We start from the raw sequence: 14,254 nt of genomic DNA, 5'->3' as shown, positions 1-14,254 counted from the left end.
GCAAGCAAAACGAGAGGTTCGTACCGCCATGGATATGCAATTGACAAACAAACGCGCCTTCATCAGCGGCTCAACGCAAGGGATCGGATATTCGATCGCCAAGGCGCTGCTCCGGGAGGGCGTCGCCGTGGTTGTCAACGGCCGCGACGAAAGCCGGGTCAAGCAAGCAGTGAAGAACCTCCAAGCCGAAGTGCCCGGCGGAGACGTGGCGGGTATAGCGGCGGACTTCGCGGACGCCGCCCAGGTGCAGCGGCTGCTCGCGTCGCTCGGCGGCGTCGACATCCTCATTAACAACGTCGGTCTCTTCGAGCTGAAGCCCTTCGCGGAAATACCCGATGAGGACTGGTTGCGCTATTTTCACGTCAACCTGATGAGTGGAGTCCGGCTGTCGCGGGAGCTGCTGCCCGGAATGCTCCGCGCCGGCTGGGGCCGGATCGTCTTCGTAGGAAGCGAATCAGGAGTGAATGTACCCGCTGACATGGCGCACTATGGCGTGACCAAAGCGGGCATGCTCGCATTGAGCAACGGGCTCGCCAAACTAACCCGCGGGACCGGCGTAACGGTCAACACCATCCTTGGCGGCCCAACCTACTCCGACGGCGTGGCCGGCACCGTGGGCAGCATCGCCCAGGCGCAGCAACTATCTATCGAAGATCTGAAGGCGGCGATCATCGCCGAGAACCGGACGTCTCTGCTCGAGCGCTTCATCGAGCCGGACGAAATCGCGAACCTCGCCGTCTACCTTTCGAGCCCGCTGTCCTCTGCGACGAACGGAGCCGCCTTACGTGCTGATGGGGGAGTGCTGACCACCATCCTCTGATTCGGTGATGGGGCTTCCGGGAAAGGGGCCCAGGTAATGTGGCGTTCCCGAAAAGGCAGCCAGACGTGAGCGCGCGTCTGGGAGGGGGGGCGGAGCTCGGGAAAAGTAGGCAGCGCCAAGTGTCGTTTTGACGGCTCATAATGACTGTGACTCTTTTCGTGGCTGGTCTAGGACAACCTGGCAGTGTTGCTGCCAGTTGTTCTGCCCGTCGCGTGACTCGAAAAACAAAAAGGCCGAGTTCAGTGGTCCCCTGTCTCAGCGGCGGGCCGGGCGGAACATTGATCAGGGACGGCGGGCGATGTGGCTCGCAACATTGATGGTGCGGCCACTCGGGTCGCGGAGGAAGAATCGCCGAATCCCCCAAGGTTCATCCCGCAGTTCGCGCACGATATCCAACCCGTCGGTCACGGCCCGCTTGTGCGCGTCGTCGACGTCAGCAACCTCGATTGACACGTCGACCCCAAGCAGTTCAGGGTCGACCGCAGATGAGCTTTCCCAGGCGAGGATGATCTGCGTCGTTGGCGTGCTCGTGGATGCGAGCATGAGCATGCCGTCTTCGTCCATGACGACACGGAAACCAAGGAAGCCCTCGTAAAACGCCCGCGACTGGGCCGGGTCGCCTGTCTTGATCACAGGCATCGCCCGACGAATTTCCATGCTGCCTATGTACCATATTCGTCCGCGCAACGCCCTGCGGGGCTCATGACACATACGAGACCCGCCGCGTCTTCCTGTCCCGGGGCGGAGGTCCCGTACAGTGCCTTGCAGCGTGGGCAAGGATGGAGGACGCTCTCCTGCAGACACCGAGGAGCAGTGCTAGCCAGAACTCCGCAATCCGCTGGGGAAGTCATGTAGGTGGGGAACGGCTGGCCTTACCCTATTGTCGGCCCTACCCAGGCACTGTAGTCGCCCCGTGTCCCTTCGCCGCGTTGATCGTCATCCTTGCCGCATCGGCGACAGCGTCTATAAACGCCGCCGTCTTCGGCATGTTCGAGATGCCATTCGTGCCGAATGTTCAGCTTGCACAGCAGGGCCTGGATCATGGCAGCCTCCGATTCAAATCGCAGCGCTCTGTACCTCTAATGATGGCCTCCGCCCCCACGCCGGGGAAGTGGCAGAACGACCTGCTGCCTAGACGACATCGAGCGAACTCGAAAAGATGGACTCGTCTGGGCAACGAGTCCTGACGCATCCACGAAAAGGCAGGAACCAGGAAGTGGAGAAATTGGAATCCGTGGGGGCCTCAGGCCGAGACCCCGATATGGTTCCTCGCCGTGATTGGGACGAACAGCTCGATAAGTACGTTAGCTTCGTCAAGGAGCGCAACCGGGTTCCCTCCCAGTCCGGCGAAGACCCGGGCGAGCGAATGCTAGCTTTCTGGCTCCGGCATCAGAAGGCCAGCTTGCGGAACGGGCTACTCCTGCCGGAAAAGTTTGAGAAGTTGGAAAGGGCGCTGCCCGGGTGGAGCTCGCCCTACAGGCTGCGTCCCGGCTGGGATCAGATGCTTGCCCGTGTCGTTCGATTCAAGACCGGTCACGGCAGGTGGCCATCGAGCGAGTCTCCTGACTTTGCCGAGCGAAGCCTGGCTAACTGGCTGTACCGGCAAGCTGCAAGCCGGGACCGCCAGCATGAGGAACGCCTAGCCAAGTTGAACAACGCGCTGCCTGGCTGGCGCCAGCGCCCCTCCGGTGACACCGAACGTTGGAACAGCCGGTTGGAAGAAATCGTGGACCACCTGCAGAGTTACGGCAGGCTTCCAACCATGGGCGCATCCGCATCATCTGAGGCATACACGCTGGGCAAGTGGCTGGCAGTTCAGCGGTACGCACTGAAGAAGGGCACGCTGTACCCGGAACGTCTGGGAAGGTTGGATGAGCTGCTACCAGGGTGGAGGCCAGCGGCTGCCCCCTAGACTGAGACTCCCCGGCAGGGAGTCCGATCAGCCGCTGGTTTCCAGCATTAACTCATCCAGTGCAAAGCCGAGAGCTTCCGTATCAAACCAGGCACCCGGCAACGCACCATGAATGATGGCATCGAATTCAACGGGATGGCAGCGCCCGCCGTTGTTCCAGTACAGGATCCAGACATCGATCAAAGCCACAGATCTCTCCTGGAGCAGAATTCTGGCTGCCAGTCGCACGTCCCTCATAACCAATCCTTGCTTCTGCTCCCTAAATCCGGCAAGACCATCAAGTGAGCCCAGGCCGAATCAGGATCAGCTTTTACAGTCGCCCGTGCACCCTGTCTCAGGGACTCCTCGCAAAATTGGTGGGGCCTTTGCTCTTGTCGAAAGCGCTCAGGTAAAGAAGTATCTGCAGTAGCGGTGTTCTACCTCGCTGGGGAGAGGTTCTTTTAGCCTTCACCGGGGGCTCCGCAAGGGGCTGGCTCCTGGTCTCAGGAACGCTTCAGGAGCCAGCCCTGCCTCCGCTGCCGTGCGGGTGCCAGCAAGTGGGCAGTGCGCCGCGGCCAACGCAGACGTGGCACCAGATCGTTGATGACGTGCGGTGGAGATTGAAATTGAGCCCTTTACGCTGCCGGTCGGTCTGGGTGTTCGCACGACATATTAGTAAGTACACTTATCAATATGGCTTGTAACGGCGAACGGCAGTTCCGCTCAAGGGATGCCGGGGTAGGAGGTGGTCAGTGTGGATGAAGAGGCCGAGCGCCGACGACGGGAACTTGCTCTCATGGTTCTTGCTGGTCTGGACCCCACAATTGCCTGGCCGGTTTATTTCGGGCGGCGTCAGTTTTCGGAGTTTGAATTGTCCGCCTACCTCCATGGGGCCCTATCCCTGCCGGAGCCTGAACGTCACGTCGATATCGGCGCGGGGGCCGATGGATTCGACAAGGGCAGTAGCCCGACAGTTGCAACCGGGACGAGCCGGGGCAATGCCGGACATTCCTCCGATACTCAAGAGGTCGATGACGAAGATATTTTGGCGGCGCTGGGAGCCGCCGGACGGACTCTGCTCAGCCCTGAGCGGGCAGAGGCGGAACGGCTGCAGTCGCTGCACGATACGGGTCTGATGGACTCGGGGGCGGAGGAGATCTATGACAGGGTGGTCGTCGCCGCCAAGGAATTCTTTGGCGTGAGCACGGCGTCCCTGTCCCTCATCGCAAAAGACACCCAGTTCCTGAAGTCAGCGGTGGGCCCTTTACGGGAGGAAACGCCCCGGGAGATCGCGCTCTGCACTAGGACGGTCGAGGGGAATGCGATGCTTGTCATCAACGACACACACGCCGATGACCGGTTCGCTTCTAACCCGCTTGTGGTCGGTGAGCCCTTTATCCGTTTCTACGCTGGCTTTCCCTTACACGGTCCGCGCGGCTGGAACATCGGAAGCCTGTGCATCATCGACCAGGAGCCCCGGGAATTTCCTGTCTCCGAACAACAGGTACTCAGGGCTCTTGCCGCCGTCGTCCAGAGCCGCATTAACGTACGACGCTAGAGCATTTCGGAACCCAGGTCCGTGGGTCGCGCGCCAGCGCGCATGTAACTGCCCGGCCGCGCCCGTTTCCAGCCGTCTGACAGACATAGGAGCGTCCCTTCGCGCTGCCTGCTTTGGCTGGTGGAACTGGTGTGACGCTTGACGGGCTTCTGCGCTTCCGCATATCCTGAACGAACGGTCGGTAAATAATTCGGCACGTCCCAGAAGGTCTTTGCATAGGAGCAACCATGGCAGCGCAGAACTTGCAGTCAGTGCCAGCTGAGCTATCCCCGGAAGATGAGGCGGCAGGCCAGGCCAACTTTGACCGCGTCATGGCCGAGGATTCACGCATCGAGCCCAAGGACTGGATGCCGGCGGCCTACCGCAAGACGCTGCTGCGGCAGATCTCCCAGCACGCGCACTCCGAGATCATCGGCATGCAGCCGGAGGCCAACTGGATCTCCCGCGCCCCCAGCCTGAAGCGCAAGGCCATCCTCATGGCCAAGGTCCAGGACGAGGCCGGCCACGGGCTCTACCTCTACAGCGCCGCCGAGACCCTGGGCCAGACCCGGGACAAGATGATGGAAGACCTCATCGCCGGCAAGGCCCGCTACTCGTCCATCTTCAACTACCCGGCTTTGACCTGGGCGGACATGGGTGCCATCGGCTGGCTGGTGGACGGCGCCGCCATCTGCAACCAGGTCCCGCTGTGCCGCGCCTCCTACGGACCCTACGGCCGCGCCATGGTACGCATCTGCAAGGAAGAATCCTTCCACCAGCGCCAGGGCTTCGAGATCCTCCTCGAACTCTCCAACGGCACCCCCGAGCAGAAGCAGATGGCCCAGGACGCCGTGAACCGCTGGTACGCCCCGGCCCTGATGATGTTCGGCCCGCCGGATGACGATTCGCCCAACTCCAAGCAGTCCATGGCCTGGAACATCAAGCGCTTCAGCAACGATGAACTTCGCAGCCGCTTCGTGGGCATGATGGTGGAACAGGTCCGGGTCCTGGGCCTCACCCTCCCCGATGACCAGGTCCGCTACAACGAGGACACCAGGAAGTGGGAGCACGGCCCGCTGGACTGGCACGAGTTCCAGGAAGTGCTCGCCGGCCGCGGCCCCTGCAACGCGCAGCGCCTTGAGCGCCGCAGGGAAGCGCACGACGACGGCGCCTGGGTCCGCGAGGCAGCTGCGGCTTATGCAGCAAAACAGCAGGCAAAGCAGTCAATGACGACGAAGGAATACGCAGCATGAGCCCCCACGGCAACCCGGAAGTCCCCGCAAGTTCGGCCAGTGAAGTGATCCGCGGCGCGGAGCAGGTTCCGGCCGGCGCCCCCACCCCGGAGGCAGCCGCCACCGAGACCAAGGCCGCCGCAACAACCCCGGCCTCGGAGAACCAGGTTCCCTCGATCCAGCCCGCCGTCAACCACGCAGACCGCGGCGCGTGGGGCCTGTGGGAGGTCTTTGTCCGGTCGAGCCGCGGTTTGAGCCACGTGCATGCAGGCAGCCTGCACGCACCGGATGCCGCCATGGCCCTGCGCAACGCCCGCGACCTCTACACCCGCCGCAACGAGGGCGTCTCCATCTGGGTGGTGCCGGCCGACGCCATCGCCGCCAGTGACCCCGATGCCAAGGGCTCGTTCTTCGAGTCGCCCCAGGGCAAGGACTACCGGCACGCCACGTACTACACCAAGAGCGAAGGGGTAAAGCACCTGTGAGCCCCCAAGCCCCCGAAGCAACCGAGACAACCGGCCACGGCGACATCTCCACCGGAGTAGCCGGCGGCGACTCCAACGCCTCCGCCACCCGCATCACCCCCGGCAATGCCCTGCGCCCGGAGGACATCGCCCTCGAGGTCCGCACCGGCCTCGCCAAACCAAGCGAAGACGTCGCCGAGTACGCCCTCCGCCTGGGCGACGATGCCCTGATCCTCGCCCAGCGCCTGGGCCACTGGATCTCCCGCGCCCCCGAGCTGGAGGAGGACGTGGCCCTGGGCAACATCGCCCTGGACCAGCTGGGCCACGCCCGGAGCTTCCTCAGCTACGCCGGCGGCGCCTGGGACAAGAGTGAGGATGACCTAGCGTACTTCCGCCGCGAGCACGAGTTCCGCAGCGTCCAGCTGTTCGAGCAGCCCAACGGTGACTTCGCGGTGACCATCGCCCGCCAGTTCATCGTGAGCTACTACCAGTTCGAGCTGTACCGCCGGCTGACGGCATCAAGCGATGAAACCCTGGCCGCCATCGCCGCCAAGGCCGTGAAGGAAGTGGACTACCACCGGGACCACAGCGCCCAGTGGATCCTCCGCCTGGCCGGCGGCACCGAAGAATCACGCACCAGGATGATCCACGGCCTGCGCCTGATGTGGCCGTACGTCCACGAACTGTTCCAGGACGATGACCTGACGCAGCGCCTCGTCGAGGCGGGTGCCGCCGTCGCGCCGTCCAGCCTGCGCGAGGACTTCGACCGGCTCACCGGCGAAGTCCTCGCCGAAGCCGAGCTCGAGGTGCCGGACGTGCCCGCAGCGCCTGGCGGTGGCAGAAGGGGCAAGCACTCCGAGCACCTGGGCTACCTCCTGGCCGAGATGCAGGTGCTGGCCCGCGAGCATCCCGGAGCAAACTGGTGACCGCGGCCATGTACATCTCGGACTTCGAAACCCGGACCCGGACGCCGCGGCAGAAGGCGTGGGACATCGCCGCCACCGTGTGCGATCCGGAGATCCCTGTGCTCACCATCGAGGACCTGGGCATCCTGCGGAACGTGCAGGTGGCGGAAACAGGAAAAGTCACCGTCACCATCACCCCCACCTACTCGGGCTGCCCCGCCATGGACGCCATCCGCGACGACCTCAAAGCAGCCTTCGCCAAAGAGGGCTACGAGGACGTCCAGGTTGACCTGGTCCTCGCCCCGGCCTGGACCACGGACTGGATGACGGAGGCAGGCAAGGCGAAGCTGCAGGAATACGGCATCGCCCCGCCGTCGGGCATGTCCACGGCACAAAGGCACGCTGGCCCAATCCGCCTGACCATGGCGGTCAAGTGCCCGCAGTGCGCCAGCCTGAACACCAAAGAGCTCACCCGCTTCGGCTCCACCTCCTGCAAGGCGCTCTATGTGTGCCAGGACTGCAAGGAACCGTTCGACTACTTTAAAGTGCTGTAAGGAAGCCCCATGCCTGTTGTCCGCCAGACCGCCGCCGAATCGGCGCAGGCCACCGGCCGCCGTCGTCCGTCCTTCCACACGCTCGCCGTGAAGGAGGTGCGCCGGCTCACCGAGGACGCCATCGAGGTGGCCTTCCACGTGCCCCAGGAACTCGCCGGCCAGTTCGACTACCTGCCGGGCCAGTACGTGGCCCTGCGCACCAAGCTGCCGGACGAAACCGGGGTGCCAAAAGAGGTGCGCCGCAGCTACTCCATCTGCGCCGAGCCGCGCAGCTTCGCGGATGGCAGCAGCGAGATCCGCGTGGCCGTGAAGAAGGACCTGGGCGGGCTGTTCTCCACCTGGGCCAACGCCGAGCTGAAGGCCGGGGACACGCTGGACGTGATGAGCCCCATGGGCGCGTTCGTGTCCAGGCACGGCAAGGACGGCCAGGCCGTGGAGCAGAACCGGATGAACTCCATGAACAACCCGGAGGAGCTCGCCGGGGACGTTGCCGGGCAGGGGGAGGCGAACTTTGTGGCCATCGCCGCCGGCAGCGGGATCACCCCGGTGATCGCCATCGCCCGGACGCTGCTGGCCGCCAACCCGCAGTGCCGGTTCGATCTGATCTACGCCAACAAGGCCGCCATGGACGTGATGTTCCTGGAGGAGCTGGCGGACCTGAAGGACAAGTACCCGCAGCGGCTGGCCATCCACCACGTGCTGTCCCGCGAGCAGCGGATCGCGCCGCTGCTCAGCGGAAGGATCGACGCCGAGAAGCTCCAGCAGCTGCTGGGCACCGCCATCCACGCGGACGATGTGGACGAGTGGTTCCTGTGCGGGCCGTTCGAGCTGGTGCAGCTGTGCCGGGACACCCTGGCCGAGCGCGGGGTGAAGCCGGAGAACATCAGGTTCGAGCTGTTTACCTCCGGCAAGCCTGATAAGCCGGAGGGGCATGCGGGCCGGCCCGTGGTGGTGGACGAGTCCAAGGAGACGTACAAGATCACGTTCAAGCTGGACGGCCTGCAGGGCGAGGTGGCCAGCCCCACCCACGCCCGCGAGTCCATCCTCAACGCCGCGCTGCGGGTCCGCCCGGATGTGCCGTTCGCGTGCGCCGGGGGAGTGTGCGGCACGTGCCGCGCCAAGGTGGTCACCGGCAGCGTGACCATGGACGAAAACTACGCGCTGGAGCAGGATGAGCTGGACAAGGGCTACGTCCTGACCTGCCAGAGCCACCCCACCAGCAAGGAAGTCACCGTCGACTTCGACGTGTAAACAGCGACCCGTCTCAACCAAGGAGTTCCATGATTTCCCTCTCCATCAGCAACAACGTCGCCGAAGTGGTCCTGGACGCCCCGCACAAGCTGAACTCGCTGGATGAGCAGGCGCTGGCGGAGTTGTCCCAGGCGTACGACGACGCTGCTGCCGCCGCCTCACGCGGTGACGTGCGGGCGCTGCTGCTCAGGGGAGAGGGCCGCGCCTTCTGCGCGGGGCGGGACATCCAGGGCGTGAACCCGGAGAATGACGATGCCGCGACGTACCTCAGCGGGCTGGTGGAGCCGCTGCTGAAGAAGATGAGCACGTTCCCGGCTCCCACGTTCGCTGCCGCCCACGGGGCCTGCCTGGGCGTGGGGCTGGGGCTGCTGCTGGCTACGGACGTGGTGTACGTGGCGGAGAACGCGAAGTTCGGCTCGCCCTTCGCCAAGCTGGGCGCCACGCTGGATTCGGGCGGGCACTGGTACTTCACGGAGCGGCTGGGCATGCACCGGACGCTGGACCTGATCTACACGGCCGAGCTGATCAGCGGCACCGAGGCGGTGGCGCAGGGCCTGTTCAGCCGTGCCATGCCGGCCGACGAGCTGTTGGAGACCACCCGGGCCATCGTGGCCAAGGTGGCCCGCGGCGCCACCGGTGCCTTCACCGCCAGCAAGGAGCTGGTGGCGCACATCCGCGACCAGCGCCTGGGCCTGTGGGAAGCCATGGCCGAGGAAAACACCGAGCAGGCACGGCTCTGCAAAACCGACGATTACGCCGAGGGTTTCAGGGCGTTCCAGGAAAAGCGCGAGCCGCAGTTCGGCGGTTGAGCCGGGCCCACGCCCGTAGGGTTCCGTGGCCGAGCTTGCGAGGTAAGGTGCGGGTGGGGAGCGAAACCAAAGCAGGCGGGGTAGCCGACGGGCGGCCACCCCACCCACCCTAGAGACGCAAGGCAGCGCTGCTTCAGGACGCGACTGCCGCAGGGGCGCGAAGCTGCGCGACGATCGCATCGGCAGTCGCCTCGATTCCTTCCTGGGTGGACACCGTTAGTCCTGCCTCGTCCGCTTCAAGCGGCTCCAGCGTTTCCAGCTGGGACGTCAGCAGTGAAGCGGGCATGAAGTGCCCGGGCCGCCGGGCAACACGCTCTTGCAGGAGCGGAAGCTCCACCTGGAGTTGAACGAACACCGCCGAGGGCGCTTTGGCCCTGATGGCGTCCCGGTAGGCGCGCTTCAGGGCGGAGCAGGCAACCACAATCCCATCAGCGTGGTCTGAAGCCAGCTCAGCCCCCACCAGATCGAGCCAGGGCCACCGGTCCTCATCCGTCAGCGGCGTCCCGGCGGCCATCTTCTCGACGTTCGCTTTCGGGTGCAGCGAGTCGGAGTCGACGAAGGCAGCGCCCAGGCGTTCGGCAAGCGCCGCGCCCACTGTCGATTTCCCTGCGCCGGACACACCCATCACAACAATGACGGGCTTCATCAGAGGGTGCCCTGATGCGGTGTTCCTGCCGGGATCTGCGCGAGCCGGGTGACCTCAACAGGGCCCTGCAGGAGGCCTTCGAGGGAGGCGTTCAGGCGCTTGACGGGTTCCCCTGCGCCGTGGGCGTCCAGCAGTTCCGCGGATTCCCACTTTTCGATCATGACGATCTGGCCGTTGGGTGCCTCATGGATGGCATAGAGCTCGCAGCCGGGCTCGTCGTGTACTTCGGCAATGGCGGGGGAGAGGGCGGCCACTACGTCGTCGAACGCCCCGTCCTTGGGGGTGAAGATGGCGGTAACAATAACAGTCATGGTGTTTCCTTATCGGCTGGGTGTCAGGAGGAGCGGGGAGCAGCTGCTGCGCGGGACAAAGTCTGCGTTGACTTCGATGACGCGCGGGGTGGAAGGGAGTTTGCCCTGCATGCGCCCCAGTACCAGTTCCAGTGAATGGACTGCGAGCATGTCGATGGGCTGGCGGATCACGCTGAGCGGAGGCGTTGTCAGCTCGGTCCATGGATTGTCGTCAAAGACTATGACCGAGAGATCCTCGGGTATTTGCACACCCCGCTGGATCAAGCGCCGGACGGAGCTCTGCACCTGGGCCGTGTTGGCCACGATGAGGCCGGTGGGACGGTCGGGGAGGCCCAGGAGGGACCCCACGGCGTCACCTCCGCCGTCTCCCCGGAACGGCACATCGCGTATCAGCTGGGGATCGACACTCACCGAGTAGGCCTCGTGGGCGCTCTGGTAGCCCTGGATCCTTGCCCGCCCCGTGGACGTGGTGACAGGCCCGGAAATGAGGCCGATGCGCTTGTGCCCCAGGCTGAGCAGGTATTCGGTGGCGCGCCGGGCGGAGTCTGTGTTCGCAATGCTTACGACGTCGACGTTCCCCAGTTCGGGGATGGTGCGGTCCACGAAGACCACGTCCACGCCCATGGATTGGAGGCGCGCCCACTTTTCAATGTTCGCGCCCGTGGGCGTGGCGATGACTCCGGCAACGGAACGGTCCAGGAGGGTGTCCAGGGAATCGGCTTCGAGGTGGGGGTCCTCCTGTGTGGTCATGACCATCACCTGCACGCCGTGGCTGCGGGCCTCCCAGACGATGCGGTCCGCGAGCTGGGCAAAGAACGGGTTGGCGAGGTCCGCCACCACAAGACCCACCGTGGGTGTGCTCCCCACGCTCAACTCGCGGGCGGCGGCGCGCGGCCGGTACGCCAATTCCTCGATGACTCTCAGCACCGTTTCGCGCTTTGCCGGAGCTACCGGCCCCGACTCCGGGTTCAGGACGCGGGATACGACGGAGACTGAGACGCCCGCCGCCGCTGCGACATCGCGAATTGTTGGGGGCTTCTTCATTGCTCCTCCTCTTTCAAATCGTGTAGCGGTCCCCGCATCTGCTCCGGTCCGCCGTATCCGGCAGACCTTTTTGCCTTGCGAAGTGATTGTTGACACAGCCTAACACCGACTGGTACAAATGTGGAACCGGTTCCACTCCGGTTCGAGAATTCCAGTTAGCGACGAAGAAGTTGCTCCGCCAAGTCCCGGTGGAGGATGCTTCCGCGCTGAACGCAAGCAGAGAGATCCCCATGAACCTTCACAAGCTTCTGAGCGACCGCGAGCAAGATGGCCGCCCCATCCGGGTCGGACTCATTGGAGCCGGCCGCTACGGCACCATGTACCTGGCCCAGGCGAACAACATCCCCGGAATCCATGTGGTGGCGATCGCCGATATCAACGTCAAGCGTGCTGAAGGCGCTTTTGACCTGGTGGGATGGCCCAAGGACCAGATCGCTCCGGACATCGCCACCGCGCTGCGGGACCGCTCAACGGCCATCGTGGCCAACGCAGATGAGCTGTTCGATGTGGACATCGACATCATTGTCGAAGCAACAGGCAACCCGATCGTCGGGGTGAAGCACGCCCTGCGCGCCATCGAAACCAAAAAGCACATCATCATGGTCACCGTCGAGGCAGACGCACTGGCCGGCCCGGCCCTGGCCCGGCGCGCTGAAGCTGCCGGCGTCGTCTACTCCATGGCCTACGGCGACCAGCCCGCACTGATCATGGAACTGGTGGACTGGGCACGCACCAGCGGCTTCGACGTCGTCTGTGCCGGCAAGGGCGCAAAATTCCTTGAGCACTACCACGAGATGAACCCGGACAACGTGTGGGAGAACTGGGAGTTCTCCAAGGAACTGACCGATTCCGGCCAGCTGAACCCCAACATGCACACCTCCTTCCGCGACGGCACCAAGGCCTCCATCGAGATGGCGGCCGTGGCCAACGGCGCCGGACTGGTGCCTTCTGACTCCGGGCTGACCTTCACTCCGGGGGACGTCGAGGAGATCGCCACCATCTGCCGCCCGGCCGACGTCGGGGGAGTCCTCGCCCATGAAGGCAGCGTGGAGGTCATGTCCAGCGTCAAGCGCGACGGCACCTGGATCCCCCACAACACCCAGGAAGGCGTGTTCGTGGTGGTCAAGGCCACGAACGATTACGTCTCCGGCTGCTTCAACGAGTACCCCTGGCACCCGGACCCCACCGGCCAGTACGCGGCGCTCTACCGTCCCTACCACTACGTGGGCCTGGAACTGAACATGTCCATCGCCAACGCCGTCCTGCGCGGGGTTGCCACCGGTGCCCCCATCGGGTTCTTCGGCGACGTCGTTGCTACCGCCAAGAAGGACCTCAAGGCAGGCGAGTTCCTCGACGGCGAAGGCGGGTACACCGTCTGGGGCCAGTTGGTTTCGGCAAAGCACTCAGTCGCCACAGGCGCACTGCCCGTGGCCTTGGCCCACCACGTGGAACTGCGCAACGACGTCCCCAAGGGCGGAATCGTCGGCTGGGACGATGTGATCATGGACGACTCCCTGGCACAGGCCCTTGAGCTCCGCAGGGAAACCGAAGCCCTCGTCTCGGAAACCGCAGTCACCGCCTAACCATCCACGCACTGCCCCGGGCGCGGCAATGGACCTCAGACAGCGTTCACGCCTCCGGAACAAGACTCCTTCCAACGAAGAAAGGCTTCACATGAATTCCAAGACCCGCGCCCTCACCGGGGTGCTCGCCTGCACCCTGGCAGCCTCAGTCCTCGCCGGCTGCGCCTCCGGAGCTCCCGCCGGCGGGACTGGCGCTCCGCCCGCCAAGATCCAGCTCTCCATCCCGGATCCGCTCACCTCTTCCGTGGGCGTCTCCGCACAGCACTTTGCGGACCAGGTCAAAAAGTCATCCAATGGTTCCGTGACCGTCACGGTGGTTCCTAACGGAACAAGCTTCAGCGGCGACCAGAACGCTGCCGTCACCCGTCTGCAGGGAGGGTCCCTGGACGCCCTGATCCTCTCGACGTCGGTGTACGCGTCGGTGGTGCCGGAGATGAATGCCATCAGCATCCCCTACCTCTTCAAGGACACCAAGGAGGAGGCAGCCTTCCTGAACGGTGAGCCCGGCAAGGAACTGAAGGACAAGCTCAAAGAAAAGGACACCGTTGCGCTCAGCTTCCTGACCCGCACCGGCCGGGAAATCACCAACTCGGTCCGGCCCATCCAGCAGCCTTCGGACCTGAAGGGCCTGAAAATCCGCGTCCCCGGCAACACCTTGTGGACTGACTACTTCACCAAGCTCGGCGCCAGCCCCACCACCATGGCGTTCTCCGAGGTCTTCACCGGCCTGCAGACCGGCACCATCGACGGGCAGGAAAACCCCATCGAAGTACCGTGGACCAACAAGTTCTCCGAGGTCCAGAAGTACGTCTCCCTGACCAACCACATCAACGACGCCTGGGTCCTGGCGCTGTCCTCCAAGAAGTGGGACAGCCTGTCCGAGGACCAGAAGAAGGCCGTCACCGAGGCCTCGGAAGAGACGGCAACGTACAAGACCGGCTACGACGAGGAGCAGTCCAAGAAGCAGCTGGACGAGCTGAAGGCCAAGGGCATGCAGGCCAACGAGGTCAGCGCCGCCGGCCTCGAAGAGTTCAAGGCCGCCTCCAAGAGCCTCTACCCGGAGTTCTCGAACCTGATCGGCAAAGAGTTCTTCGACCAGGCAGTCGCCTTCAACGCCAGCAAGTAGCACGCGCGGTCCGGGGAGCCCACCGCTCCCCGGACCCCGCCCACCGCATCCCACTCTCAACGTCGACAGTCCGGAAGAAGA

16 protein-coding genes are annotated in these 14,254 nt (G+C 64.3%); 11 read left to right on the top strand and 5 right to left on the bottom strand.

The window, feature by feature from the left end:
• Positions 1 to 34 precede the first annotated feature (34 nt).
• Complete coding sequence (locus FNL14_RS01390) at positions 35 to 820, top strand: SDR family NAD(P)-dependent oxidoreductase (RefSeq protein WP_255470665.1); 786 nt, start codon at positions 35 to 37, stop codon at positions 818 to 820.
• A gap of 282 nt (positions 821 to 1,102) precedes the next feature.
• On the opposite strand, the gene FNL14_RS01385 is transcribed toward FNL14_RS01390, so the two are convergent.
• Complete coding sequence (locus FNL14_RS01385) at positions 1,103 to 1,477, bottom strand: VOC family protein (RefSeq protein ID WP_142057014.1); 375 nt, start codon at positions 1,475 to 1,477, stop codon at positions 1,103 to 1,105.
• 559 nt (positions 1,478 to 2,036) lie between these two features.
• On the opposite strand from FNL14_RS01385, the gene FNL14_RS01380 reads away from it, so the two are divergent.
• Positions 2,037 to 2,732: a helicase associated domain-containing protein gene (locus FNL14_RS01380; RefSeq protein ID WP_181762507.1), complete on the top strand. Its 696-nt coding sequence runs from the start codon at positions 2,037 to 2,039 to the stop codon at positions 2,730 to 2,732.
• Between the two features lie 27 nt (positions 2,733 to 2,759).
• On the opposite strand, the gene FNL14_RS23185 is transcribed toward FNL14_RS01380, so the two are convergent.
• Positions 2,760 to 2,921, bottom strand: a complete 162-nt coding sequence (locus tag FNL14_RS23185; protein WP_181762506.1) for a hypothetical protein — start codon at positions 2,919 to 2,921, stop codon at positions 2,760 to 2,762.
• 544 nt (positions 2,922 to 3,465) lie between these two features.
• Between FNL14_RS23185 and FNL14_RS01375 the strand changes: the two genes are divergently transcribed.
• From FNL14_RS01375 to FNL14_RS01345, 7 genes are all read left to right on the top strand, one after another.
• Positions 3,466 to 4,269: a GAF domain-containing protein gene (locus FNL14_RS01375; RefSeq protein WP_142057010.1), complete on the top strand. Its 804-nt coding sequence runs from the start codon at positions 3,466 to 3,468 to the stop codon at positions 4,267 to 4,269.
• A gap of 227 nt (positions 4,270 to 4,496) precedes the next feature.
• On the top strand, positions 4,497 to 5,501 hold the full coding sequence (paaA, locus tag FNL14_RS01370; protein WP_142057007.1) for a 1,2-phenylacetyl-CoA epoxidase subunit PaaA: 1,005 nt from the start codon (positions 4,497 to 4,499) through the stop codon (positions 5,499 to 5,501).
• Entirely contained in the window at positions 5,498 to 5,965 is a 468-nt protein-coding gene (gene paaB / locus FNL14_RS01365; protein WP_142057005.1) for a 1,2-phenylacetyl-CoA epoxidase subunit PaaB, read from the top strand. Before paaA ends, paaB begins: the two co-directional genes overlap by 4 nt.
• Positions 5,962 to 6,870 (top strand): 1,2-phenylacetyl-CoA epoxidase subunit PaaC, encoded by a 909-nt coding sequence (paaC, locus tag FNL14_RS01360; RefSeq protein WP_142057003.1) that lies wholly within the window; start codon positions 5,962 to 5,964, stop codon positions 6,868 to 6,870. The genes paaB and paaC overlap by 4 nt, the downstream gene beginning before the upstream one ends.
• 8 nt (positions 6,871 to 6,878) lie before the next feature.
• Positions 6,879 to 7,403 carry a 1,2-phenylacetyl-CoA epoxidase subunit PaaD gene (gene paaD, locus FNL14_RS01355; RefSeq protein WP_142057114.1) on the top strand — a complete coding sequence of 175 codons (525 nt, stop codon included), beginning with the start codon at positions 6,879 to 6,881 and terminating at the stop codon, positions 7,401 to 7,403.
• A 9-nt stretch (positions 7,404 to 7,412) separates the two neighbouring features.
• The gene (gene paaE / locus FNL14_RS01350) at positions 7,413 to 8,654 is read left to right on the top strand and encodes a 1,2-phenylacetyl-CoA epoxidase subunit PaaE (protein ID WP_142057001.1); all 1,242 of its coding nucleotides are present in this window, start codon (positions 7,413 to 7,415) and stop codon (positions 8,652 to 8,654) included.
• A gap of 29 nt (positions 8,655 to 8,683) precedes the next feature.
• Positions 8,684 to 9,463 (top strand): enoyl-CoA hydratase/isomerase family protein, encoded by a 780-nt coding sequence (locus FNL14_RS01345; RefSeq protein ID WP_142056999.1) that lies wholly within the window; start codon positions 8,684 to 8,686, stop codon positions 9,461 to 9,463.
• A 133-nt stretch (positions 9,464 to 9,596) separates the two neighbouring features.
• On the opposite strand, the gene FNL14_RS01340 is transcribed toward FNL14_RS01345, so the two are convergent.
• The 3 genes from FNL14_RS01340 to FNL14_RS01330 are packed head-to-tail and all read right to left on the bottom strand — an operon-like array spanning position 9,597 to position 11,464.
• Positions 9,597 to 10,109 (bottom strand): gluconokinase, encoded by a 513-nt coding sequence (locus tag FNL14_RS01340; RefSeq protein WP_142056997.1) that lies wholly within the window; start codon positions 10,107 to 10,109, stop codon positions 9,597 to 9,599.
• Positions 10,109 to 10,420: a putative quinol monooxygenase gene (locus FNL14_RS01335; RefSeq protein ID WP_142056995.1), complete on the bottom strand. Its 312-nt coding sequence runs from the start codon at positions 10,418 to 10,420 to the stop codon at positions 10,109 to 10,111. Before FNL14_RS01335 ends, FNL14_RS01340 begins: the two co-directional genes overlap by 1 nt.
• A gap of 9 nt (positions 10,421 to 10,429) precedes the next feature.
• Positions 10,430 to 11,464: a LacI family DNA-binding transcriptional regulator gene (locus FNL14_RS01330; protein WP_142056993.1), complete on the bottom strand. Its 1,035-nt coding sequence runs from the start codon at positions 11,462 to 11,464 to the stop codon at positions 10,430 to 10,432.
• Between the two features lie 230 nt (positions 11,465 to 11,694).
• Here FNL14_RS01330 and FNL14_RS01325 point away from each other — a divergent pair, with 230 nt between their 5' ends.
• Both FNL14_RS01325 and FNL14_RS01320 read left to right on the top strand, forming a co-directional pair.
• On the top strand, positions 11,695 to 13,047 hold the full coding sequence (locus tag FNL14_RS01325) for an NAD(P)H-dependent oxidoreductase (RefSeq protein WP_142056991.1): 1,353 nt from the start codon (positions 11,695 to 11,697) through the stop codon (positions 13,045 to 13,047).
• A 91-nt stretch (positions 13,048 to 13,138) separates the two neighbouring features.
• Positions 13,139 to 14,173, top strand: a complete 1,035-nt coding sequence (locus FNL14_RS01320) for a DctP family TRAP transporter solute-binding subunit (protein ID WP_091416689.1) — start codon at positions 13,139 to 13,141, stop codon at positions 14,171 to 14,173.
• The last annotated feature ends 81 nt before the right edge of the window (positions 14,174 to 14,254 follow it).

The sequence above is a fragment of the Pseudarthrobacter sp. B4EP4b genome, from assembly GCF_006680095.1.
GTDB lineage: Bacteria > Actinomycetota > Actinomycetes > Actinomycetales > Micrococcaceae > Arthrobacter.
The sequence above is the reverse complement of the archived record's forward strand: the minus strand, read 5'-3'. Positions and strand labels throughout refer to the sequence as shown.